We start from the raw sequence: 22231 nt of genomic DNA on the forward strand, positions 1-22231 counted from the left end.
GGCCCCGTGTACCTTAAGTCGCTCACCCTCAAGGGTTTCAAATCGTTTGCCGATCGCGCTCAGATGACCTTCGAACCTGGGCTCACGGTTATCGTTGGTCCCAATGGTTCGGGCAAATCGAACGTCTCTGATGCCATCTTGTGGGTTCTGGGCGAGCAGAGCGCCAAGCAGCTGCGCGGGCAGGCCATGGAGGACGTTATCTTCTCGGGCTCGTCTGCGCGTAAACCGGTGGGTGTTGCCGAGGTGACGCTCGTGCTCGATAATTCCGATCACGTGCTTCCCGTCGATTTCAACGAGGTCGCCATCACGCGGCGCATGTACCGCTCGGGTGAGAGCGAGTACCTCATCAATTCCAGTCCGTGTCGCCTGATGGACATTCAGGATATCTTGCATGACTCCGGCTTAGGCAAGGACACGCACTCCATCATCTCCCAGGGCAAGCTTGATGCGATTTTGCAGAGCCGCCCCGAGGAGCGGCGGAGCCTTATCGAAGAGGCCGCCGGTATTTCCAAGCACAAACGCCGCAAGGAACGCGCCCTGCGCAAGATCAAGAGCATGGATGAACATCTCACGCGTGCGCGCGACATAAACCGTGAGATCTCCCGTCAACTCAAGCCGCTCGAGCGGCAGGTTGATCGCGCTCGAAAATACAAGGACCTCTCGAGCAGGGCGACCGAGCTCACACAGGTCCTTGCCGTCGACGAGCTTCGTCAGCTCCAGGCCCAATGGGCGGATCTCGAGTCGTCCTCGCGCGAGAGCGCTGCGGCCCTCGAGCTCGCCCGCTACCGCCTAGGCGAAAAGGAGCGCGAGCTCGAGAAGCTCCAGGTCATGCTCGAGGAAAAAGGGCTGTTCGTTGGTGACCTTGGTGAACAGCGCCGTCATATGCAGGATATCGTCGGGCGAATCGGTTCTGATATGCGTTTGCTCGAGGAGAAGGGGCGTAATATGGTCGCGCGCCTCTCCGAGATGCGTGGCACCCTTTCCGGCTCCGAACACCAACGGCGACGAACGGTGGAGGAGCTTTCCGACATCAACCGGCAACTTGATGAGGAGCGTGCGACGGCCACCGTGGCTGCAGAGGACGTTGCCGCCCTTGAGCCTGCCGCCGATGAGCTCCACGCGCGACGAATCGAGCTTGGTGAGGTTATCACCGCGCTCACGCGGGAGCAGCGTGAGGTCCAGCGAACGTCTGATGGTGCCGCCCTCGAACTCGTCAAGGTTAAGGAGACGCTTTCCAACGCCGAGCTCGAGGATGATATGTATGCCCGTCGCCTTGAACAGGTCGATGACGAGGCCGATGAGCTGCGTGCTTCTCTGGCCCATCGCCGCGATCGTGCCGACGAGCTCGTCGCGGAGCTGGATGACGCCCGCACGGCACGACAGGAGGCTAAAGACGCCCTTGACGCGGCAATCGCCGCTCTCGCGGATTTGCGGGAAAAAGAGGCTCAGGCGCGTGAGAAGCTCGCCGACGTCCGTTCTGAGCTTTCGGGACTCAGGAAGGTCGATTCGAGCCTGAGTGACTCCTCGCCCCTTGCCGCTCGTGTGGTGAGCAACCACCCCGAGTCCATTGCGGGGCGTTTGGGTGATGTCATCGAAGCCCCCGTCGAGCTTGAGCCCCTCGTCGAGCAGTTGCTTGCGGGGGACATCGATGCGCTCGTCTGCATGGACGGCGATGCGCTTTCGCGCGCCGCATCGTTCGCTCTTGGTCAGAAGGATGCGTCTGGCGAGGCTCTTCTCCTTGCGCGAGACGTTGCCGTTTCCGATCGGTATCAGGGCGTCGCCGGCTATCGCTTGGTTGAGCGCCTCCGGGTGCGTGCGGGCTACGCTTCGGCTGTCGCCGCTTTGCTCGGACACGTCTATGTGGTCGATTCCCTCGAAGATGCTTTGTCTGCCCCCGTCGTTCCCGGCGTGCTTTACGTGACGCCCGACGGCGCTCGCGTGCGTGATGGGGGTGTGGTTCGCTTGGGCGCCACGAGCGGGGGTGCCGCCGGCTCACTTGAGCGCAAGCGCCGCATTCGCGAACTCGAGGGATTCGAGCCTGATTTGCTTGCCGTCTTCGACCATGCCGTTGAGCGCGTTGGTGAGGCCACCGAGGCTATTGAGGAGGCCCGCACGGTCGAGGGTAACGCCGCGGGAACGATTTCGCGCCTCGAAGGAGAGCATGCCTCGCTCTTGTCTGAGATCGGGCGTGTGGAACATTCTCTTTCGGTCAAGCTCGGCGAGCGTGCTAATCTCGCCAAGCGCCGCGAGGAGGCGGCGGTCGCCGTGCGCGATGCGCAACCGCGGGTCGACGAGCTCACGACGGTTCGCGATGATTCGCTTGCGCGCCTGGATGAGCTTTCGCGGCAGATCGACGAGGCACAAGACGACCTCGAGCGCGTACGCCGAGATGACGCCGAGGCCGGTTCGAAGCTCGCAGACGCCAAGGTGCGTTTGGCCCGCGCAAACGAGCGCGTGAAGAGCCTCTCGGCACGTGCTCCCGAACTCGAGCGTAGACTTGAGGGTATAGACCGTCGTATTCGCGGCACCGAGCAGTCTGCCCGCTCCCTTGAGGTTCTCCGTTTGCGCGTCGATCCCCTGCATGACCGGTATCAAGCGCTTTCAGAGCGTGCCATGGACTGGGCGGCGCGCCTGCGAGACCGTGCATCGCTGGAGGAGGCCGATTCGGCGTCGCTCAAGCGCACGATCGAAGATGCCAAGAGCGAGGTCTCGCGCGCGAAGGTCGAAGTCGATTTGGCCACCGCCGCGGTGAATGAGGCGAAGGTGTCTCGTGGCAAGCTCGAGGTGCAAGTCGAGGCGGCCGTACGTGCCATCACCGCCGATGGCACCACGGTCTTGGAGGAGGCGTTGCAGCTCCCCGCTCCCGATGACCGTGCCGCCGCCGAGCGCGAGCTCAACGACCTTGTTCGCCAGATCAACAACCTCGGTCCGGTCAATCAGGTCGCGATGGAGGAGTACGAGACGCTCAAGACGCGCGCCGACTACATCGCCCGTCAACTCGAGGATCTTGAGGGTGCCCGCAAGGCGCTCACCAAGATCACGGCGGCAATCGATCGCAAAATGCGCACGAGCTTCCTCACCACCTTCGAGAAGGTCGACGAGAACTTCCGCGAGGTATTCGGCATGCTCTTCCCGGGTGGACAGGCTTATCTGGAGATGACCGATCCCGAGCACCCTGCCGAGACCGGTATCGAAGTCGTCGCGCAGCCACGGGGTAAGCGCATCACGAAGATGATGCTCATGAGCGGCGGCGAGAAGTCGTTGACTGCGCTTGCGCTCCTCTTTGCCGTCTACCGCACTCGTACGGTGCCGTTCTACGTTCTTGACGAGGTCGAGGCCGCCTTGGACGATTCGAATCTCTCCAAGCTTATCGGTGCCATCGACTACCTGCGTACGTCGACGCAGCTGCTCGTCATCTCGCATCAACGTCGCACCATGGAGGACGCCGACGTGTTGTATGGTGTCTCCATGCAGGCCGACGGCGTAAGCCGTGTGGTCAGCCAGAAACTCGATCGAGAAACCGGAAAGGTCGTGAATGCATAATGGGTCTCTTCGATTCCCTCAAGCGCGGTCTCGAGCGTAGCCGCGAGGCCTTGAATGAGGTCTTTTATTTCGGCGGCGAGGTGGACGAGAGCTTTTGGGAGGAGCTTGAGGACACCCTCGTCATGGGTGACATGGGTGGCGAGATTGCGATGCGCGTCACGGATGATTTGCGCGAGACCGCTGCTCGGAAGAATTTGAAGACCGCCGAGCAACTCCGTGGGGCGCTTGCTGAGCGGCTCAGCGAGTTTTTCGTCGAGCCCGCGTTGGATATCTTTGACGATACCCCCAGCTGCGTCCTATTTGTCGGCATCAACGGCGCCGGCAAGACCACGACGGTCGGGAAAATCGCGAGTGCGGAGGCGCATGCCGGCAAAAATGTGGTTATTGGCAGCGCCGACACGTTCCGAGCAGCCGCCATCGAGCAGCTCGATGTGTGGGGGCAGCGCGCAGGGGTTCCGGTTATCAAGCGCGATCGCGGCTCCGATCCCGCGAGTGTGTGCTACGACGTTCTCGATGAGGCCGACAAGCGCGGCAGTGACCTGGTGCTCATCGACACCGCCGGCCGTTTGCACTCGAGCCCCGAGCTCATGCGCGAGCTCGCCAAGGTCGTGAAAGTGACCCGCAAGCGCGCCGAGGCGTGCAGCTCTGGCCCCATGCCCGTCCATGTGGTGCTTGTAATCGATTCCGCTACCGGCCAAAACGGCCTTTCCCAGGCCCAGGAATTCAACGAGTCGCTCGGGCTGGACGGTATCATCATGACCAAGCTTGACGGCACGGCGAAGGGCGGCATCGCATTGGCCGTTGCCGAGCAGCTCAAGCTTCCCATCTACCGCATCGGCGTGGGCGAACAAGTCGAGGACCTCCAGCGCTTCGACGCGCGCGCCTTCTGTCGCGCCCTGGTGGGACTGGAAGATTAGGTTAACGAATCCCCGCGTCTTCCCCTGATGGGCACCTTGCCGCTCAGCTGCGAGCTTACGTACGTTAGTACGCTGCGCTCTTGCTTCGTGGCAATCTGCTCCATCAGGAAAAGACGTCTCAGTACTTGTTAGAGCTAGAAAGAGAGAGATACATGGCTGCATTTGGTTCGTTGTCCGACCGCCTCGCCGATACATTCGACCGCTTGCGCGGTAAGGGCAAACTCACTGAGGCCGATATCAACGTGGCCATGCGTGAAATTCGCATGGCACTGCTCGAGGCGGACGTCAACTACCGCGTGGTGAAGGACTTCGTCACGCGCACGAAGGAGCGCTGCCTCACTGCCGAGGTCATGGAGTCGCTCACGCCTGCGCAGAACGTCGTCAAGATCGTGCTCGATGAGCTCACCGAGCTGCTGGGCGGCACCGAGAGCAAACTCGTGCTCTCCAGCCGCATTCCGAACGTGATTATGCTCGTCGGACTTCAGGGTTCCGGTAAGACCACGGCGGCCGTTAAACTCGCCTACATGCTTAAAAAGCAGGGCAAGAGCCCTCTGCTCGCCGCGTGCGACGTCTATCGTCCCGCCGCCGCCGACCAGCTGGCGACCCTCGGCGGTGAAATCGGCGTGCCCGTCTTCCGTGGGGACGGTGTTCATCCCGTCGAGATCGCTCGTGCTTCCATTCGCGAGGCGGTCGACACCATGCGCGATGTGGTCATCGTCGACACCGCCGGTCGCCTGCAAATCGACGAGCAGATGATGCAGGAAGCCGTCGACATCAAGCGTGCGGTCAAGCCCGACCAGGTTCTCATGGTGGTCGACGCCATGACCGGCCAGGACATCGTCAACGTGGTCTCCACCTTCGCGGAGCGCACTGACTTCGACGGTGTCATTATCTCCAAGCTCGACGGTGACGCCCGCGGCGGTGGAGCCCTCTCCGTGCGTGAGGTGACTGGCAAGCCCATCAAGTTCGTCTCCATGGGCGAGAAGCCTGATTCCCTCGAGGTGTTCAACCCCGAGCGCATGGCAAAGCGCATCCTCGGCATGGGCGACGTCATTGGAATTATCGAGAAGGCTCAGGAGGCCGCAACGGCCGAGCAGCTCGCATCTGCGGAGCGCATGCTTCGTGACGGCTTCACCATGGATGACATGCTCGAGCAGATGAAGGCCGTCAAGAAGATGGGCGGCATGAAGGGTATCCTCGGCATGCTCCCCGGCGGCCAGCGCGCCCTCAACCAGATGGGCGGCGACCTCGACGAGAAGGTCTTCGACCGTAACGAGGCCATCATCCTGTCCATGACGGCAGAGGAGCGCCGTCGCCCCTCCATCATCAACGGCCAGCGTCGCGCCCGCATCGCCCGCGGTTGCGGTCTTACACCCACCGACGTCAACGCCCTCATGAAGCAGTGGGGCGAGATGAACAAGATGATGGGAAAGGTGCGCGCCATGGCGCAACAGCAAGGCGTCGGCAAGAAGGGCAAGAAGGGGAAAAAGGGCAAAAAGATGCGTATGCCCGGCGTCCCCGGCATGGGTGGCATGAACATGAACCAGCTCATGAATCAAATGGGCGGCATGCCCGGCATGGGCGGCGGCATGTCCGACATGGAGAAGCTCATGCAGATGAACGAGCAGTTCAGGCGGAAGTAACATCCTTTTCGTCAACTCGATCTGCGCCCGGCCTTATATACGCTACGGAGTGTGGTTGCGCTTCGCTCCACAAATACACTCCTACGGTATATAAGGCCGGGCTTCTGTTACCTTGTTTAGATATGTTCAATTGCGTGTGGAAGGAGCGAGTCGTGAGCAAGGCGGACAAGCTATTTGTGACCATGTGTCGCGACATTTTGGACCACGGCACTACGACGGAGGGGGAGGAGGTCCGTCCACATTGGGAGGACGGCACTCCTGCGTACACCATCAAGAACTTCGGCGTTACTAACCGATATGACCTTCGCGATGAGTTCCCGGCACTCACGCTGCGCCGTACGGCACTCAAGTCCGCCATGGATGAGATCTTGTGGATCTACCAGCGCAAGTCCAACAACATCAACGACCTCAAGTCTCACATCTGGGACCAGTGGGCCGACGAGACCGGTTCGATCGGCAAGGCTTACGGCTACCAGATCGCGCAGAAGTCGCACTACGAGGAAGGCGACTTCGATCAGATGGACCGCGTGCTGTACGACCTCACGCATACGCCGTACTCGCGTCGCATCATGACGAATATGTATACGTTTGCCGATCTGTCCGAGATGCACTTGTATCCGTGCGCGTATTCTGTGACGTACAACGTGACGGCTGAGCCTGGCTGCGACAAGCCGGTGCTCAACATGGTGCTCATGCAGCGTAGCCAGGATATCCTTGCTGCCAACAACTGGAACGTGTGTCAGTACGCCATCTTGCTCATGATGGTCGCGCGCCATTGCGATATGATCGCAGGCGAGCTGTTGCACGTGATCGTTGACGCGCACATTTACGACCGGCACGTGGATATCGTGCGTGAGCTCATCGAGCGGCCGCAGTTCCCGGCGCCCAAGGTCTCGCTCAATCCTGAAGTCACGAATTTCTACGACTTTACAACTGATGACCTCATTGTTGAGGATTATGAGACGGGGCCGCAGGTCAAGGGGATTCCCATCGCGGTCTAAATCCGTTTCGCCCGCCCCGCCCCGGAGCATATCACCCCGTGCTCAAACAGCGCTACGCGAACTGCGCGCGGGACGATATGCTCCGGGGCGGGGCTACGGTATCATCGGTTTAAAAGTGGATTGTGCCCCTGATGTACAAGAGAAGAGTTGCATGATGACATGTGAGCTTAAGGCCATCGTCGCTGTGTGCGATGACTGGGGGATTGGACGGGATGGCGATATGGTGGTGGCCAATCGTGCCGACATGCGCCATTTTGTCAATAAGACCAAGGGCCATCCCGTCGTTATGGGACGTAAGACCCTTGAGAGCTTTCCCGGCGGGCGTCCGCTCAAGGACCGTCGCAACATTGTTCTCACGCGTGATCCCGCGTTTGAACGCGAGGGTATTGAGGTTGTTCATTCGGCTGAGGAAGCGCTCGCTGCCGTCGCGGATGAGGACGTTGCCTGGGTCATCGGCGGGGGAGCAGTGTACGAGCAGTTCCTGCCTCATTGCATCGAGGCGGAGGTCACGCGCAACCACGTGATACGCGATGTCGATACGTATTTCCCCAACCTCGATGTAGATTCCGCCTGGTCGGTCGTCGACTGTTCCGAGGTTTTTCGTATTGAGGAGGGCGCCGGCGACGCCGACGTCACCTTCGAGTTCATGACATACCGCAGATCGTAGGGGCCCGCGCCCCGTGGGAGCCTGTGGTTCGTACCGTCTGGCATATACCGTCAACCATCTTGTACGAAGGAGCAACCATGCAATTCAAGATGTCTCACACAGAAATCCACGTCCTCGATCTGGATGCGTCCCTCGCGTTCTACGAGAAGGCACTCGGCTTGACGCCGGTGCGCGAGGAGGGACCCGAGGACGGTTCCTGGAAGCTCGTGTTCCTCGGCAATGAGGCGAGTCCCTGCCAGCTCGAGCTCACGTGGAACAAGGGCCGTGTCGAGCCGTACAACCAGGGCGGGCATGACATTCATCTGGCTTTCGAGGTCGCGGACATGGGTGCCGCCCATGATCTTCACGCTTCCATGGGTTGCATCGTGAAGGAGAACCCCTCCATGGGCATCTACTTCATCGAGGATCCTGATGGTTTCTACATCGAGATCGTGCCGGTACGTTAAGATGCCTGGGGTTGAAATCGCTCATATTGACTCATTGGACGATCCTCGTCTTGAGGCGTACACGAAGCTGACTGAACGTCAGCTGCGTTCAGTGCTCGAGCCCGAGAAGGGCATCTTCATCGCGGAGAGTGGCAAAGTCATCGAGCGCGCGGTCGAGGCCGGCCTTGTGCCTGTGAGCTTCCTTTTGGGTGAGCGTTGGCTTGATCAGCTCACCCCGCTGCTCGAGAAGGTCGCTACCGACTTCCCCGAAATCGATATTCCCGTCTTTGTTGGCGAGATGGCTCTGCTTGAGCAGCTTACCGGCTTTTCGGTGACCCGTGGTGCACTTGCGGCGTTTCACCGGCCGCCGCTCGCGGATGCGGGTGCCTTCCTAGAAGGATTGGTTGAGCGCGCCTCTGGGCGCCCGATTCGCGCGTGCGTGCTCGAGGGCATCGTCGACCATTCGAATGTGGGCGCGATCTTCCGGTCCGCGGCGGCGCTCAACGTTGACGGCATTCTCGTGAGTCCGACCTGTGTGGATCCGCTCTATCGCCGTTCTGCGCGCGTGTCCATGGGCACCGTCTTCCAGGTACCTTGGACGAGGATTGGCACCGAGGCCCGCACGTGGCCCCGTGATGGTCTCGAGGTCCTGCACGATGCCGGCTTCACGTGTGCCGCCATGGCGCTCTCCGACGACTCGATTTCCTTGGACGACCCTCGACTTCAGGGCATAGAACGGCTCGCGATATTCATGGGAACCGAGGGCGCCGGGCTACAGAGACGCACGATTGACGGCTGCGACACGACGGTTCGCATTCCCATGGCGCACGGCGTTGACTCCTTGAATGTCGCCGCTGCGAGCGCCGTCGCGTTTTGGCAGCTCTGTCCCCACGTCGACAATGGGTACCAATATCGTCCGGGCATGTTTGCGTGATTGATGGCAGGTCTCTCCGTATCGTGACGGAGGGGCGTTCTTGATTCGCGCGTTTAACGGGCCGCGCTCGGGGGTATCCTCAGAGCATTACTGAACGTACGGACGGAGTTTCCTTATGGAAATGGATGATCATAAGCGTAGGCGGAATCTCATCCTCTACATGCTCATTGCCTTTGCGGTGTACCTGGTCTTGAGCAGCGTGCTGTTCCCCAATTTCAAGAACGGCGGGCTCGAGGTCGAGGATGTCACGTATTCCCAGCTTTTGAGCGATCTCGAGGACAAAAAGGTCGATGAGGTCAGCTACACCACCGATGATGCCCAGGCGGTCTACACGCTCAAGGGCGAAGAGGGCAAGGCGTATCGCACCACCACCATGCCCACGGACGTGGATCTCACTAATCGCATCGAAGAGGCTGGTGCAACTCTCAAGGTGACGATTCCCAAGCAGGATTCCGGCATGTGGACCTATCTGTTCATCACGGTGTTCGCTCCCATGCTCATCTTCTTTCTGCTCGGTTGGTGGCTCAATCGCCGTATGAAGAAGGCCATGGGTGACGACAATCCCTCGATGGATTTCTCCGGCGGCGGCTTTGGCGGCTTTGGCGGCGGCAACCTTGGCAAGTCCGGCGCTCGTATCGTCGCTTCCAAGGATGTCGGCGTCACGTTCAAGGACGTCGCTGGTCAGGAAGAGGCCAAGGAGTCCCTCAAGGAAGTCGTCGATTTCCTCGAGAATCCCAAGCGTTATGAGGAGATCGGCGCCAAGCTGCCGCGTGGCGCCCTGCTCGTGGGCCCTCCCGGTACCGGCAAGACGCTGCTCGCGAAGGCTGTCGCCGGCGAGGCGGGCGTTCCCTTCTTCAGCATTTCCGGATCTGAGTTTGTCGAGATGTTCGTCGGTCGCGGTGCCGCCAAGGTGCGCGATCTGTTCAAGCAGGCTAAGGAGAAAGCTCCCTGTATCGTCTTCATCGATGAGATCGATACCATCGGCAAGAAGCGCGATGGCGGCGGCTTCTCTGGCAATGACGAACGTGAGCAGACGTTAAATCAGCTTCTCACGGAAATGGACGGCTTTGACAACCAAAAGGGCATCGTGGTTCTCGCCGCGACGAACCGCCCCGATTCCCTAGACGCCGCGCTCCTGCGCCCGGGCCGCTTCGATCGCCGCGTGCCGGTCGAGTTGCCCGACCTCTCCGGGCGCAAGGCGATTCTCGAGCTCCACTCCAAAGATGTGAAGACCGAGCCGGGCATAGACCTCACTGCCATCGCCCGCGCGACGCCCGGTGCCTCCGGTGCCGATCTTGCTAATATCATCAACGAGGGAGCCCTGCGCGCTGTTCGTCTTGGTCGCAAGCGTGCGACCCAGGAAGACTTTGAGGAAAGCGTCGAGGTTGTCATCGCCGGTCAACAGCGCAAGTCCACGGTGCTTTCCGATCATGAGAAGCAGGTAGTTGCGTATCATGAGATTGGCCACGCCATCGTCGCCGCACGTCAAAAGGGGTCGGCGCCGGTAACCAAGATCACCATCGTGCCTCGTACAAGCGGTGCACTCGGCTATACCATGCAGGTTGAGGAGGACGAGCGGTTTCTCACCACGAAGCAGGAGGTCCTTGATAAACTTGCCGTCTACTGCGGTGGGCGTGCCGCCGAGGAGCTTATCTTCGGCGAGATGACCACCGGTGCCGCAAACGATATCGAGCAAGCGACCAAGCTTGCCCGCAATATGATCACGCGATTCGGCATGTCCGAGGAGTTCGGCATGATGGCGCTCGGCACCGTGCAAAACGCCTACCTCAACCAGGACACCTCGCTCACGTGCGCACCCGGTACGGCGGAGCGCGTTGATGCTGCGGTCCAAAAGCTCATCGCCGAGGCGCACGGACGCGCCCTCCAGATGCTCAAGGAGAATAAGTTCAAGCTCCATGAGCTCGCTCATTACCTGTATAAGAAGGAGACCATTACGGGCGAGGAATTCATGAGTCTCCTTACGAGGGAGAACCCGCTCATGCCCAAGAGCCCTCAGAAGTAATGGTGGTTCATGTCCTCATATGACATACGACCCCGTCCGTCTTTTTGCGCGGACGGGGTCGTCGCATGCGCATGCAACTCGAAGGGATGCTATGTTCGAAAACGCTTCGGAGCTCCGTTTTGCCGTCCTGATCGATGCCGATAACGTGAGCGAAAAATATATCAAGGTTATCCTCGACGAGATTTCGAATGCGGGTGTCGCTACATACAAGCGCATCTACGGTGACTGGACGAGCCCTCGACTGGCGAGCTGGAAGAGCTGTCTGCTTGACCATTCGATTATCCCGATGCAGCAGTACAGTTATACGTATGGCAAGAATGCCACGGACTCGGCGATGATCATCGATGCCATGGACATCCTGTATTCGAGTACGGTCGACGGATTCGCCATCGTCAGCTCTGATTCCGACTTCACGCGTCTCGTGGCGCGCCTGCGCGAGAGCGGTATGGTGGTGATCGGCATGGGCGAGCAAAAGACTCCCAAGCCGTTCATCTCCGCTTGCAACCAGTTCAAGTATCTCGACCTGCTGTACGCTCGACAGCAGCTGGAAGAGGCCGATGATGCCGGTGATTCCCGCGAGGACGATGTTTCGGCCCCTGTCGGCAAGCCCGCGCCTCGCCGACGGCGCCGCCGCCCCGGCGATGCCGGCGGATCCGCATCTGAACCGAGCAACTGCGCATGTGATGAGGCGGAGGACGAGATCGAGGGAGAGGTCGCTTTCGGCGAGATGAGCCGAGCGGACAAGCGCCGCCATCTTCGGGCGATCCGTTGCGCCATTAACGCCGTCATCGATTCCTTCGGCGATGAGGACGGTTGGATTTCCTTGGGGCTGCTCGGCGACCAGCTCGGAAAGCGCCTTCCCGATTTCGACGTTCGCAACTATGGATATAAACGGCTCCGCCCGTTCCTCAAGTCGCTCGGTGTCTACGAGTTCGACGAGCCCGCGGGCGAGCAGGGCAAGCGCCAGATCAACCTCCGTCAACGAGATCTCTAGAGCGCCTTGTACACGGGACGCGTTGTAGCCGTTTCTCGGTGCGTACGCTACGGGGCGTGCGGATAATCGCGTGGAGGACTTGAGGTTTTCCTTGGTATAGCACTGCTTCTTGTGTATACTTGCTGCTGTTTGTTCAACCTATGTGCCGGCGTACGCGTGCGGCACCTCTAGAAGAGTAAGGAATCTGTCATGGATTACATCCGCGCAATCGAGCGTCAGCAGATCCGCGAGGACATGCCTCGCATCCTGGTCGGCGACAACGTCAAGGTCCACTACCGTATCAAGGAAGGCGACCGCGAGCGTGTCCAGGTCTTCCAGGGCGATGTCATTCGCCTGCAGGGTGCCGGTTCCCGTGAGACCTTCACCGTTCGTAAGATCTCCTACGGCGTGGGCGTTGAGCGTACCTTCCCGGTTCATTCCCCGAAGATCGCCAAGCTCGAGGTTGTTCGCCACGGTAAGGTCCGTCGCGCCAAGCTGTACTACCTGCGCGACAAGGTGGGCAAGGCTGCCCGCATTCCCGAGAAGCGCTAAGCACGGTTTTAGGGTTTACAGATCCGTACGGAAAGCGGGCCGCTCATTTGGGCGGCCCGCTTTCATAGAGAGGTTCGTGCGCCGCGCGGCGCATTGATTCTTATAAGGGGGATATCGTGGCGAATATGACGAGTTCGGCCTCTGCCGCCCAAGTTGCGGCAGAACTTGCGAGCGCATCGTTCGAGGAAATCGAGGCCCTTGTCGAAAGGTATGCCGAAGATCCCCGCCTCCAAGTCCAGAAGGCATGCGAGCGCGCGCGGCGCCGATTGGACAAGGAACGCACCGAGCGCGACCGCGTGGATGCCATGTACGCAACCATGCGCGAGCTTGGTGGTCCCGGCGTCGTTGTCGGCGTCGATGAGGTCGGCAGGGGTTCGGTCGCCGGACCACTGACCGTGTGTGCCGTGTGCCTGCCCGATGAGCCGCGCATCTGGGGTATCAACGATTCGAAGCAGCTCACTCCTGCCAAGCGTGAGATCCTTGCCGTCCAGATAGCAGAATGTGCGCGGGCGATCGGCATCTGCCATATCCCTCCCGCGCGTATCGATGAGATCGGCATGGCCCGTGCGCTGCGTGAGGCGGTGGCAGGCGCGGTTGCCGATACCGGGTTAGAGCCCGATTGCGTCCTCATGGACGGCAATCCTCTCGGTGCCGTCAAACATGAGCGCGATGTCGTAAAGGGTGATGCCACGGTGGCTTGTATTGCGGCGGCCTCGATTGTCGCAAAGGTCACGCGTGATGAGATGATGGTCGAATATGACGCCGAATACCCTGATTATCACTTTGCACAATCAAAGGGCTATGCCTCTGCAGAGCACATACAAGCAATCAAGGAATACGGTCTTTGCCCCATACATCGCGTGAGTTTTTGCGGAAACTTTTTGGAGACTGCACGACTTTTCTAGCTCCTCGATGATCCTTGCGCCTTACAGGTGAGGCCTCTTCCTTCACGTCGCCTGGCTGTGTCAGGTGCTGCCAGATTCCGCGTATGCTTTTGCGGGGCGTTTTTGAGACGGCTATGGGATAGCAGGTCCGATACTTCCCTCACCGGATGTGAAGGGAGTGCATATGGGCGCGAACAAGAATAGAGAGCGGGCGCAGGCGATCCTGAGGCGTGCCATTGACGAAGGGGAGTGCGTCTTCGATGGTCAGTACCTAAGCGGGATGTCGAACAAGCTCATCGGAACACTGGGGGAGGAGCTCGCGGCGTGTTATCTCGAGGGCCGGGGATACGAGATTGTCGAACGCAATTACCGCTGCCCAGAAGGTGAGGCTGACATAATCGCCCACGATTGCGACTCCGAAGAAGTCGTCCTCGTGGAGGTCAAGACACGGCGCAGCACTGCGGTCGATTCATATCCCGAAGAAGCCGTGACACCGTCCAAGATCAAGCGCTATCGCCGCATCGCCTATCAATTCATCGCCGAACACTTCCCGTGCCAGTCGGTCCGTTTCGACGTTATCGCGGTCACGCTCGCCTCGAAGGGCGCATGTGAGATCCGCCACCTGTATGGCGTGTTCGACTGGGAGGCGGACCAATGAGCGCAACGCCTCAAACATTTGCCGTTCATGCGGCTTGTATACGAGGGGTGGAGGCGTTTGAGGTTACCGTTGAGATCTCGTCGTCGGGAACCATTCCGGGTATGACCATAGTCGGCATGGCGGATGCCGCCGTCATGGACGCGCGCAGCCGAATCCGATGCGCGTTGCGTTCGAGTGGTTTCATGGTTCCGCGGTGCACGCTTACGGTGAGCCTTGCGCCCGGGGATGTCCGTAAGACCGGATCGGGGCTCGATTTGCCTATCGCCGTGGCGATTCTTGCCCTCTCGGGCCAAATCCCCCTGGAGGGTCTCGATGATTGCCTCTTCGTTGGGGAGCTCGCCCTCGATGGGACCGTCTGCCCCGTCAAGGGCGAGGTGGCCTATCAGTTGCTCGCACGTGATCTCGGTGTTTCCTTTGTTGGGGGATTTAACTCCGAGCATGTGCCCATCGGCGAGGTGCAAGCAAGTTATCTGGAGCGTCTCAGTTGCCTGAGCGTCGGTATCGGTCGAGGTAAAAAGCCGTTTTGCGTCAATCCGTCCCATCGTGCTGTTCATGGGTCAGCGCTTGATTACGGCGATGTCGTGGGTCAGGAAATCGCGAAGCGGGGATTGGCGATTGCGGCAACGGGAGGCCTGGGCCTGATGATGATCGGGGCCCCGGGATCCGGCAAGACCATGCTCGCCAAGCGTATGACGGGCATCCTTCCTCCCATAGATGAGATTGAGCTTCAAGAGGCGCTCTGTATCCATTCGGTCGTTGGCGAGCGCACCGAGTCCTTGTTGAGGGGCTCGCGACCGTACCGAAACCCACATCACAGTATTTCCTCGGCAGGACTCATAGGCGGCGGGCGTCCGGTCCGTCCCGGTGAGATCAGCTTGGCGCATGGTGGCGTGCTCTACCTGGACGAACTCGGCGAGTTTTCATCGAATACCCTCCAAATGCTACGACAACCGATGGAAGACGGCGCCGTTCGAATCGTCCGTGTCGATGGAGCCTACACGTTTCCGGCGCGATTCCAACTCATCGCTGCGAGCAACCCCTGTCCCTGCGGGTACTTGGGGGACCGTGATGTTCCGTGCCGGTGCTCCGACGCCGCAATCGAACGGTATCGAGCAAAGCTTGGCGGTCCGTTGGCCGATCGTATCGATATCATCCTTCACGTAGCACGCCCGGATCCTGACCTCGTCATCGAAGGAGCCGAGGGACTGACGACGGACGTGCTGCGCGATCAGGTCGAAAAGGGCAGGGCGTTTTGCGCATGGCGCGAATCGCGAATTGCAGATACGGACGAATGCGGCTGCAGCGCTTCGCTCGATGCCGAGGTTCGTTCCTTCGGTCTGGACGCTGCGGGACGCGAAACGCTCCTTGAATTCTCGAAGCGTTCGCATTTGACGGGCAGGGGCGTCGTCGGTCTCTGCCGTATTTCGCGCACTATCGCCGATATGGCGGAGTCTGAATTCATCCAGGCGGCACATGTATTGGAGGCAGCGCAGTATCAAGGGAGGTATGGAGATGGGGGCGTGTAGGGACGGATTCGAGATTCGTCGGGGAGACTCAGGCTATCCTCGATGTGTGGCCGAGCTTCCCCAGGTGCCTCCCGTGCTGTACGTACGGGGTGATGCCACGGTGCTTGATCTTCCCTCGTTGTCCATCGTCGGCTCTCGCCGTGCATCGCCTTACGGTTCGGCTATCTGCGAACTTGCGGCGGGAATCGCCGTCGAGTCGGGCATACCCGTCGTATCGGGCGGTGCGCGCGGATGCGACCAGGTCGCTGGGTGGGCTACGCTCAATGCTGGCGGCAGGCACATCGTGGTACTGGGGACGGGGGCCGATGTCGTCTACCCCTCCACGGCGAAAGCCCTCGTTGACCGGGTCATCGAAACCGGTGGTTGCGTGATTTCCATAGAGCCCTGGGGAACGCCCCCACAGAGATGGGCGTTTCCCAAGCGAAACCGCGTCATAGCGGCGCTCTCATCCGCGACGTTCGTCGCGGAGGCGGGGCTGCCGTCGGGAACCTTTTCGACGGCGGAGGCGGCCAATGAGTTGGGCAGAGAGGTCCTCGCCGCCCCAGGTTCGATCTTTTCCCCCGAGTCACGTGGCTCTAATTACCTGATCGCGAATGGAGCATGTTGTATCGCCGACGAGGAGGCGCTTGAGGTCGCGATTTCCCGGATTTATGGAACGCTTCGCTTTTGCAGGAAGGATGCTCGTGGGTATGGGGGCCTTAAGGGGAACGAGCAGCGTGCACTCGATATGATAGTTGCAAGCCCGCTACGCGTAGATGAGCTTGCGTCCCATCTCGACATCGATGGGGTGACGTGCTTGACCTTGGTGAGCTCTCTCGAGATTCAAGGCTTGGCCGTGCGGCTTCCGGATGGGGGGATCTCACCGAGCAAGTCCGCCCTTCACGCCTTGACGCGCTTAGGGCACAATGGATGAATTGACGCTAACGCAAAGGAGCCCTATATGACATACGAGCGCGTGACGGTGGTGGGTGGTGGCCTTGCCGGCTGCGAGTGCGCATGCCAACTCGCTGACCGTGACATTCCCGTGGTATTGCATGAGATGCGCCCCTGCGTCTCCTCTCCGGCACATCGCACGGACGGCCTGGCTGAGCTTGTGTGCTCCAATTCGCTTAAGTCGACGCGTATCGACTCGGCAGCCGGCCTTCTTAAAGAGGAACTCCGTCGCATGGGGTCGGTGCTGTTGTCGTGCGCGGAACGCGCTTCCGTTCCCGCGGGTGGTGCCCTCGCTGTCGACCGTGATCTGTTTTCCGCCCTCGTCGCTCAGGAGATCGATTCGCGTCCCCTTATTCATGTGGTGCGCGGCGAGGTCACTGAGATTCCCGAAGGACCCTGTGTGATTGCGGCGGGTCCGCTGTGCTCGCCAGCCCTCTCTGATCGCGTTCTTAATTTAGTCGGTGGTGATGCCCTTTCGTTTTTCGATGCAGCGGCGCCGATCGTCGACGCCAGCACGATCGACAGGTCCATCGTGTTCTCGCAATCCCGCTACGATGATCAGGCGGACGGGGATTACCTGAACGCCCCATTCACCAAGGATGAATACAATACGTTCATCGACGAGTTGGTAGGGGCGGAGCGCGTGGTGCTCAAGGATTTTGAGCGACGCGATCTTTTCCAAGCATGCCAGCCCGCCGAGGAAGTTGCCCGTACCGGCCACGACGCGATCAGGTACGGAGCCATGAAGCCCGTGGGGCTGACCGATCCCCGTACGGGTCGAAGGCCTTGGGCAGCCGTGCAGCTCCGGGCGGAAAACGCTGCATGCACGGCATACAATCTCGTCGGATTTCAGACCAACCTTACATTTGGCGAGCAGAAACGCGTTTTCCGCATGATTCCCGGCTTGGAGAACGCCGAGTTTTTCAGGTACGGCGTCATGCATCGGAATACGTTCGTCGACGCCCCCCACGTCCTCGACGTCACCTTTGCGGTTCCTGGAACTCAGGTGCGTCTTGCTGGTCAGATAACCGGTACGGAAGGGTACACCGAGGCGATTGCGTCCGGTCTTCTCGCCGCTTTGAATACGTTTGCCGACATGGCGGCGCTGCCGTCCGTCTCTTTGCCGCGCACCGGTGCCTTTGGCTCGCTGGTGGCATATGCCACCAATCCGGAGACTGTCGATTATCAACCCATGCATGTCAACTTTGGCGTCGTGCCTCCCTTGGAGGACGGCAAGAGACGCAGCAAGCGCGATCGCTACGCCGCGTATTCCGCCCGTGCCTTGTCGGACCTCGAAGCGTTCCTCGTTTCCCGCGGTGATTTGTTTTCCGCACGAGGGTAGGTTTCGGTTCGCTGGAGTCCATTTTGGTTGCGGATGGGGGAGTGAGTGTGAGCGCGTCCGAGTGCGATTTGCTGGCGTACGTCGATGATTACATAGCTCATATCGCTCGGTATGAGGGTGCGTCGCCCGAGACGGTGCGTGCATACACCCAACACCTCGAAGCGTATGTGCGCTGGTGTGCGCGCAGTGGGGTGAACGGATTGTCGCCGAATCCACGAGACCTACGCTTGTACCTATCGGACTTTGCCTCTGCGGGCTACGCCCCTCGCACCACGTCCGCCCACCTATCCGCTCTTCGGTCCTTCTTCACATGGCTTGTCGAGGAGGGCATCGTTACGTCAGAGGTGGTTTCTGCGCTTTCGAGCCCCAAGCTCGACAAGCCACTTCCCCATACGCTTACCTTGGAGCAGCTCGAGCGTCTCATGAAGGCGCCTGACCCCGCAACGCCTCGAGGGCTGCGTGATGCCGCCATGTTGGAGCTCTTCATCGCCACGGGGGCGCGTATCTCGGAGCTCGCATCGCTTGAGGTGTCCTCCATCGACCTTGCGGCGATGTCCGTTCGCTTGTTCGGCAAGGGCTCTAAGGAGCGTATCGTGCCCCTGTACGATCGGGCGTGCCTTGCTTGCGCTCATTATCTTGATAACGGTAGAGGCGAGTTGCTCAGGGGTCATCCGCAGGCAAATACCGTCACTCGTTTTTTCATATCAAATCGCGGAAAACCCATGGATGCCGCAGCACTCAGGTATCGCTTCAACGCGCTCAAGACCGCTTCTGGTGTGCCCGATGACATTACGCCCCATGCCATTCGTCATACATTCGCCACTGAGCTCTTACGCGGTGGTGCCGACCTTCGCAGCGTGCAAGAGCTTCTCGGGCATGTGAGTCTCTCGACGACTCAAATCTACACGCATTTGACGCCCGACCGACTTAAAACCGCCGTGCACCGCGCGCACCCCCGTGCATAGTCCACGCGATTACTTTGTGAAGCCTTGGCAATGAGTGCTCCACCTGCTATTATTCATCAAGTTGCGAATTTGCAACGTTCCATCACACACGCACGGCTACGCGCCGGCCGCGGTGCCCGAGCTTTGGTAGCTCATGCTCGGGTGGTCGACGCGGACGACACCGTGCGAAAGACAAACCGGGAGGTAAACATGGCTACCAAGATCAACATCCGCACCCTGCTCGAGGCTGGCTGCCACTTTGGCCACCAGACCCGTCGTTGGAACCCGAAGATGAAGCCGTTCATCTTCGGCGAGCGCAACAACATCTACATCCTCGACCTCAAGCAGACCATCGTCGAGGCCGATAAGGCGTACACCTTCCTCAAGGAGACCGCGGCCAAGGGTGGTAAGGTCCTCTTTGTTGGCACCAAGAAGCAGGCCCAGGAGGCCGTGAAGTCCGCTGCCGAGCGCGCCAACATGCCTTACATCAACCAGCGTTGGCTCGGTGGCATGCTCACCAACTTCGTGACCATCCGTTCCCGCATGAACCGCCTCGAGGAGCTCGAGGGCATGGTCGCCGATGGCTCCATGGCTCTGCGTGGCAAGAAGGAGCAGGCGGTCCTGGGCAAGGAGCTCGCCAAGCTGCAGGCCAACCTTGGTGGCGCCCGTGAGCTCAAGAGCACCCCTGCCGCGCTCTTCGTCATCGACACCAAGCGCGAGGAGAACGCCATTAAGGAGGCCAAGCGTCTTGGCATCCCCGTGGTCGCCCTCATCGACACCAACTCCGATCCCGACGTCGTCGATTACGGCATCCCCTGCAACGATGACGCCATCTCCGCGATCCAGCTCATGAGCGAGCTCTTCGCCGACGCCTGCCTCGCCGGTTCCGGCAAGGAGCAGATCTCCGAGGCCGAGATGGCCGCCGAGGCTCCTGCTACCGAGGCTGTCGCCGAGTAGCACCCACCTCATCTCATTCGTCAATTCCCTTTGAAAGGAATGAACATGGCTCAGATCACCGCCGCTATGGTCAAGCAGCTCCGCGAGATGACCGACTCCCCGATGATGGAGTGCAAGAAGGCTCTCGTCGAGGCTGACGGCGATATGGACGCCGCCGTCGACGTCCTCCGCAAGAACGGTCTCGCCGCCGCCGCCAAGAAGGCTGGTCGCGACACCAACGAGGGCGCTGTCGCTGCGTATATTTCCGAGGACGGCACCATGGGTGCCCTCGCCGAGGTCGCCTGCGAGACCGACTTCGTTGCCTCCAACCCCAAGTTCACCGGTTTTGCCGCCGAGGTCGCCAAGGTCGTTTGCGATAACGAGCCTGCCGATGTCGAGGCTCTGCTCGCCTGCGATATGAACGGTGAGACCGTCGAGGCTGCCCTCACCGAGATGATTCACGTCATCGGTGAGAACATGAAGATCTCCCGTACCGCCGTGCGCAAGCCCGCTGCCGGTGGCGTTGCCTCCTACATCCACATGGGTGGCAAGATCGGCGTTCTCGTCGAGTTCTCCTTCGAGAAGCCCGAGACCGCTTCTGCTGAGGCCTTTAAGACCTTCGCCCATGATGTTGCCATGCAGGTCGCTGCCACTGCACCGATCGCCGCTGTGCGCGAGGACGTCGCTCAGGATGTCATCGATCACGAGGTTGAGATCTACAAGGCTCAGGCTGCCGAGTCCGGCAAGCCCGAGGCCATTCAGGAGAAGATGGCCATTGGTCGCCTGGAGAAGTTCTTCAAGGGCATCGTCCTGAACGAGCAGGAGTTCATCAAGGATTCCAGCATGACCATCAAGGCCTACGCCGAGAAGGTCTCCAAGGAGCTTGGTGACACCGTCAAGGTCGTCGCTTTCGATCGTCTGGTCTGCGGCGAGTAAATTGACGCTTTAACGTGAAGGCAGGTCGTGGGGTAACGCTCACGGCCTGCTTTTTCATGGGTCGAGTTCATTTGCTGCGAGTATCGTCCATCCCTGCTAAAATGGGAGAAATTGCGTTATAAGGAGGATTCCTTGTCCGAGTACCAATACAAGCGCGTCCTGTTGAAGATTTCCGGTGAGGCGCTTATGGGTAACGCCGATTACGGTATCGACCCCAATGTGGTGGAGCGCATGGCCGTTCAGGTCAAGCAGCTTCACGACGAGGGGATCGAGGTCGCGGTCGTTGTCGGAGGCGGCAACATCTTCCGCGGTGTCGCCGGCTCTGCCAAGGGTATGGAGCGCGCCCAGGCCGATTACATGGGCATGCTTGCCACGGTTATGAATGCTCTCGCCCTGCAGGATGCCATCGAGCGGATCGATTGCCCCTGCCGCGTTATGAGTGGTATCCAGATGAACGAGGTTTGCGAGCCGTATATCCGTCGCCGCGCTATGCGAAGCCTTGAGAAGGGCGATGTCGTCATCTTCGCCGCCGGATCCGGCAACCCGTATTTCACCACCGACACCGCCGCTGCGCTGCGTGCCTGCGAGATCGGCGCCGATTGCTTGCTCAAGGCCACCAAGGTCGACGGCGTCTACGACATGGATCCGGTTAAGAACGAGGATGCCGTTCGTTTTGACAGCATCAGCTATCATGAGGTCTTGGTCCGTGGTCTCCAGGTCATGGATTCGACCGCGACCGCGCTGTGCCAGGACAACCACATGCCGATCATCGTTCTCAACATCGACGGGGACGACAATATCAAGCGTGCACTTGCCGGTGAGCCGGTGGGCACCGTCGTTATGGAAGAGGAGTAGGGAATGTCTGATATCCGCGAAAGCATGGATAAGGCCCTTGAGAGCTTGAAGCACAATTTCTCCAAGGTCCGCACCGGTCGTGCCAACGCCAACATCCTGTCTGACATCACCGTCGATTACTACGGCGTTGCGACACCTATCACGCAGGTGGCGGCCGTCAAGGTGCCTGAAGCTCATATGCTCGTCATCGAGCCTTGGGACAAAGCCCTGGTGAATGCCATCGTCAAGGCGGTAACCGCTTCGGATTTGGGTATCACGCCCAATTCCGACGGCATTGTGGTTCGTCTCCCGTTCCCCGCGCCTACCGAGGAGCGCCGTCGCGAACTCGTCAAGGAATGCCGCGAGCTCGCCGAGCACGCAAAGATCGCCATCCGTAATGCACGCCGCGATGCGAACAACAAGCTCGAGCGTGACGAGGAACTCACCGAGGACGAGGTTCGCCGCGAGCAGGCCAAAGTCCAGAAGGCCACCGATGAGTTCGTCGCCAAGGTGGATGAGATGCTCAAGGCCAAAGAAGCAGAGGTCATGGAGATCTAGCT

Annotated in this window: 20 protein-coding genes; all 20 read left to right on the forward strand. The window is 60.0% G+C overall.

Annotated features, from left to right (window positions below; all coding sequences use genetic code 11):
* The first annotated feature begins 6 nt into the window (after positions 1–6).
* The 20 genes from smc to frr all read left to right on the forward strand — a co-directional run bounded on the left by smc (position 7) and on the right by frr (position 22229).
* The gene (smc, locus tag Q5Q88_RS02995; RefSeq protein WP_302741738.1) at positions 7–3543 is read left to right on the forward strand and encodes a chromosome segregation protein SMC; all 3537 of its coding nucleotides are present in this window, start codon (positions 7–9) and stop codon (positions 3541–3543) included.
* Positions 3543–4460: a signal recognition particle-docking protein FtsY gene (gene ftsY, locus Q5Q88_RS03000; protein WP_294158529.1), complete on the forward strand. Its 918-nt coding sequence runs from the start codon at positions 3543–3545 to the stop codon at positions 4458–4460. The genes smc and ftsY overlap by 1 nt, the downstream gene beginning before the upstream one ends.
* Positions 4461–4612: 152 nt before the next feature.
* The gene (ffh, locus tag Q5Q88_RS03005) at positions 4613–6103 is read left to right on the forward strand and encodes a signal recognition particle protein (RefSeq protein WP_118653809.1); all 1491 of its coding nucleotides are present in this window, start codon (positions 4613–4615) and stop codon (positions 6101–6103) included.
* Between the two features lie 152 nt (positions 6104–6255).
* Complete coding sequence (gene thyA / locus Q5Q88_RS03010; RefSeq protein WP_302741739.1) at positions 6256–7104, forward strand: thymidylate synthase; 849 nt, start codon at positions 6256–6258, stop codon at positions 7102–7104.
* Between the two features lie 154 nt (positions 7105–7258).
* Positions 7259–7771 carry a dihydrofolate reductase gene (locus Q5Q88_RS03015; protein WP_294158724.1) on the forward strand — a complete coding sequence of 171 codons (513 nt, stop codon included), beginning with the start codon at positions 7259–7261 and terminating at the stop codon, positions 7769–7771.
* Positions 7772–7848: 77 nt separating this feature from the next.
* A complete protein-coding gene (locus Q5Q88_RS03020; RefSeq protein WP_294158537.1) occupies positions 7849–8217 on the forward strand; it encodes a VOC family protein in 369 nt (122 codons plus the stop codon).
* Position 8218: 1 nt separating this feature from the next.
* Positions 8219–9130, forward strand: coding sequence for an RNA methyltransferase (locus Q5Q88_RS03025; protein WP_118653812.1), 912 nt, complete (start codon positions 8219–8221; stop codon positions 9128–9130).
* Between the two features lie 115 nt (positions 9131–9245).
* Positions 9246–11153 (forward strand): ATP-dependent zinc metalloprotease FtsH, encoded by a 1908-nt coding sequence (gene ftsH, locus Q5Q88_RS03030; RefSeq protein WP_294158540.1) that lies wholly within the window; start codon positions 9246–9248, stop codon positions 11151–11153.
* A 91-nt stretch (positions 11154–11244) separates the two neighbouring features.
* The gene (locus tag Q5Q88_RS03035) at positions 11245–12147 is read left to right on the forward strand and encodes an NYN domain-containing protein (protein ID WP_302741740.1); all 903 of its coding nucleotides are present in this window, start codon (positions 11245–11247) and stop codon (positions 12145–12147) included.
* Positions 12148–12336: 189 nt separating this feature from the next.
* Entirely contained in the window at positions 12337–12678 is a 342-nt protein-coding gene (gene rplS, locus Q5Q88_RS03040) for a 50S ribosomal protein L19 (protein WP_118653815.1), read from the forward strand.
* A 116-nt stretch (positions 12679–12794) separates the two neighbouring features.
* Entirely contained in the window at positions 12795–13583 is a 789-nt protein-coding gene (locus tag Q5Q88_RS03045) for a ribonuclease HII (protein ID WP_294123868.1), read from the forward strand.
* A gap of 163 nt (positions 13584–13746) precedes the next feature.
* Positions 13747–14220, forward strand: a complete 474-nt coding sequence (locus Q5Q88_RS03050; protein ID WP_118653817.1) for a YraN family protein — start codon at positions 13747–13749, stop codon at positions 14218–14220.
* Positions 14217–15746, forward strand: coding sequence for a YifB family Mg chelatase-like AAA ATPase (locus Q5Q88_RS03055; protein ID WP_294123870.1), 1530 nt, complete (start codon positions 14217–14219; stop codon positions 15744–15746). Before Q5Q88_RS03050 ends, Q5Q88_RS03055 begins: the two co-directional genes overlap by 4 nt.
* Positions 15733–16659, forward strand: coding sequence for a DNA-processing protein DprA (locus Q5Q88_RS03060; protein ID WP_302741741.1), 927 nt, complete (start codon positions 15733–15735; stop codon positions 16657–16659). The genes Q5Q88_RS03055 and Q5Q88_RS03060 overlap by 14 nt, the downstream gene beginning before the upstream one ends.
* A gap of 27 nt (positions 16660–16686) precedes the next feature.
* A complete protein-coding gene (gene trmFO / locus Q5Q88_RS03065; RefSeq protein WP_118653819.1) occupies positions 16687–18021 on the forward strand; it encodes a methylenetetrahydrofolate--tRNA-(uracil(54)-C(5))-methyltransferase (FADH(2)-oxidizing) TrmFO in 1335 nt (444 codons plus the stop codon).
* Between the two features lie 47 nt (positions 18022–18068).
* On the forward strand, positions 18069–18986 hold the full coding sequence (locus Q5Q88_RS03070; RefSeq protein ID WP_302741742.1) for a tyrosine recombinase XerC: 918 nt from the start codon (positions 18069–18071) through the stop codon (positions 18984–18986).
* A gap of 189 nt (positions 18987–19175) precedes the next feature.
* On the forward strand, positions 19176–19922 hold the full coding sequence (rpsB, locus tag Q5Q88_RS03075; protein WP_118653821.1) for a 30S ribosomal protein S2: 747 nt from the start codon (positions 19176–19178) through the stop codon (positions 19920–19922).
* Positions 19923–19967: 45 nt separating this feature from the next.
* On the forward strand, positions 19968–20837 hold the full coding sequence (gene tsf, locus Q5Q88_RS03080) for a translation elongation factor Ts (protein WP_118653822.1): 870 nt from the start codon (positions 19968–19970) through the stop codon (positions 20835–20837).
* Between the two features lie 132 nt (positions 20838–20969).
* Complete coding sequence (gene pyrH / locus Q5Q88_RS03085) at positions 20970–21692, forward strand: UMP kinase (RefSeq protein WP_118653823.1); 723 nt, start codon at positions 20970–20972, stop codon at positions 21690–21692.
* Between the two features lie 3 nt (positions 21693–21695).
* Positions 21696–22229 carry a ribosome recycling factor gene (frr, locus tag Q5Q88_RS03090; RefSeq protein ID WP_118653824.1) on the forward strand — a complete coding sequence of 178 codons (534 nt, stop codon included), beginning with the start codon at positions 21696–21698 and terminating at the stop codon, positions 22227–22229.
* Positions 22230–22231: the final 2 nt, after the last annotated feature.

It is taken from the genome of uncultured Collinsella sp. (assembly GCF_959026545.1).
GTDB lineage: Bacteria > Actinomycetota > Coriobacteriia > Coriobacteriales > Coriobacteriaceae > Collinsella.

Coding starts and splice junctions, on each gene's coding strand:
- ftsY (WP_294158529.1), top strand. CDS start 3,543: ATGGGTCTCTTCGATTCCCTCAAGCGCGGTCTCGAGCGTAGCCGCGAG.
- ffh (WP_118653809.1), top strand. CDS start 4,613: ATGGCTGCATTTGGTTCGTTGTCCGACCGCCTCGCCGATACATTCGAC.
- Q5Q88_RS03015 (WP_294158724.1), top strand. CDS start 7,259: ATGACATGTGAGCTTAAGGCCATCGTCGCTGTGTGCGATGACTGGGGG.
- Q5Q88_RS03020 (WP_294158537.1), top strand. CDS start 7,849: ATGCAATTCAAGATGTCTCACACAGAAATCCACGTCCTCGATCTGGAT.
- Q5Q88_RS03025 (WP_118653812.1), top strand. CDS start 8,219: ATGCCTGGGGTTGAAATCGCTCATATTGACTCATTGGACGATCCTCGT.
- ftsH (WP_294158540.1), top strand. CDS start 9,246: ATGGAAATGGATGATCATAAGCGTAGGCGGAATCTCATCCTCTACATG.
- Q5Q88_RS03035 (WP_302741740.1), top strand. CDS start 11,245: ATGTTCGAAAACGCTTCGGAGCTCCGTTTTGCCGTCCTGATCGATGCC.
- rplS (WP_118653815.1), top strand. CDS start 12,337: ATGGATTACATCCGCGCAATCGAGCGTCAGCAGATCCGCGAGGACATG.
- Q5Q88_RS03050 (WP_118653817.1), top strand. CDS start 13,747: ATGGGCGCGAACAAGAATAGAGAGCGGGCGCAGGCGATCCTGAGGCGT.
- Q5Q88_RS03055 (WP_294123870.1), top strand. CDS start 14,217: ATGAGCGCAACGCCTCAAACATTTGCCGTTCATGCGGCTTGTATACGA.
- Q5Q88_RS03060 (WP_302741741.1), top strand. CDS start 15,733: ATGGGGGCGTGTAGGGACGGATTCGAGATTCGTCGGGGAGACTCAGGC.
- trmFO (WP_118653819.1), top strand. CDS start 16,687: ATGACATACGAGCGCGTGACGGTGGTGGGTGGTGGCCTTGCCGGCTGC.
- rpsB (WP_118653821.1), top strand. CDS start 19,176: ATGGCTACCAAGATCAACATCCGCACCCTGCTCGAGGCTGGCTGCCAC.
- tsf (WP_118653822.1), top strand. CDS start 19,968: ATGGCTCAGATCACCGCCGCTATGGTCAAGCAGCTCCGCGAGATGACC.
- frr (WP_118653824.1), top strand. CDS start 21,696: ATGTCTGATATCCGCGAAAGCATGGATAAGGCCCTTGAGAGCTTGAAG.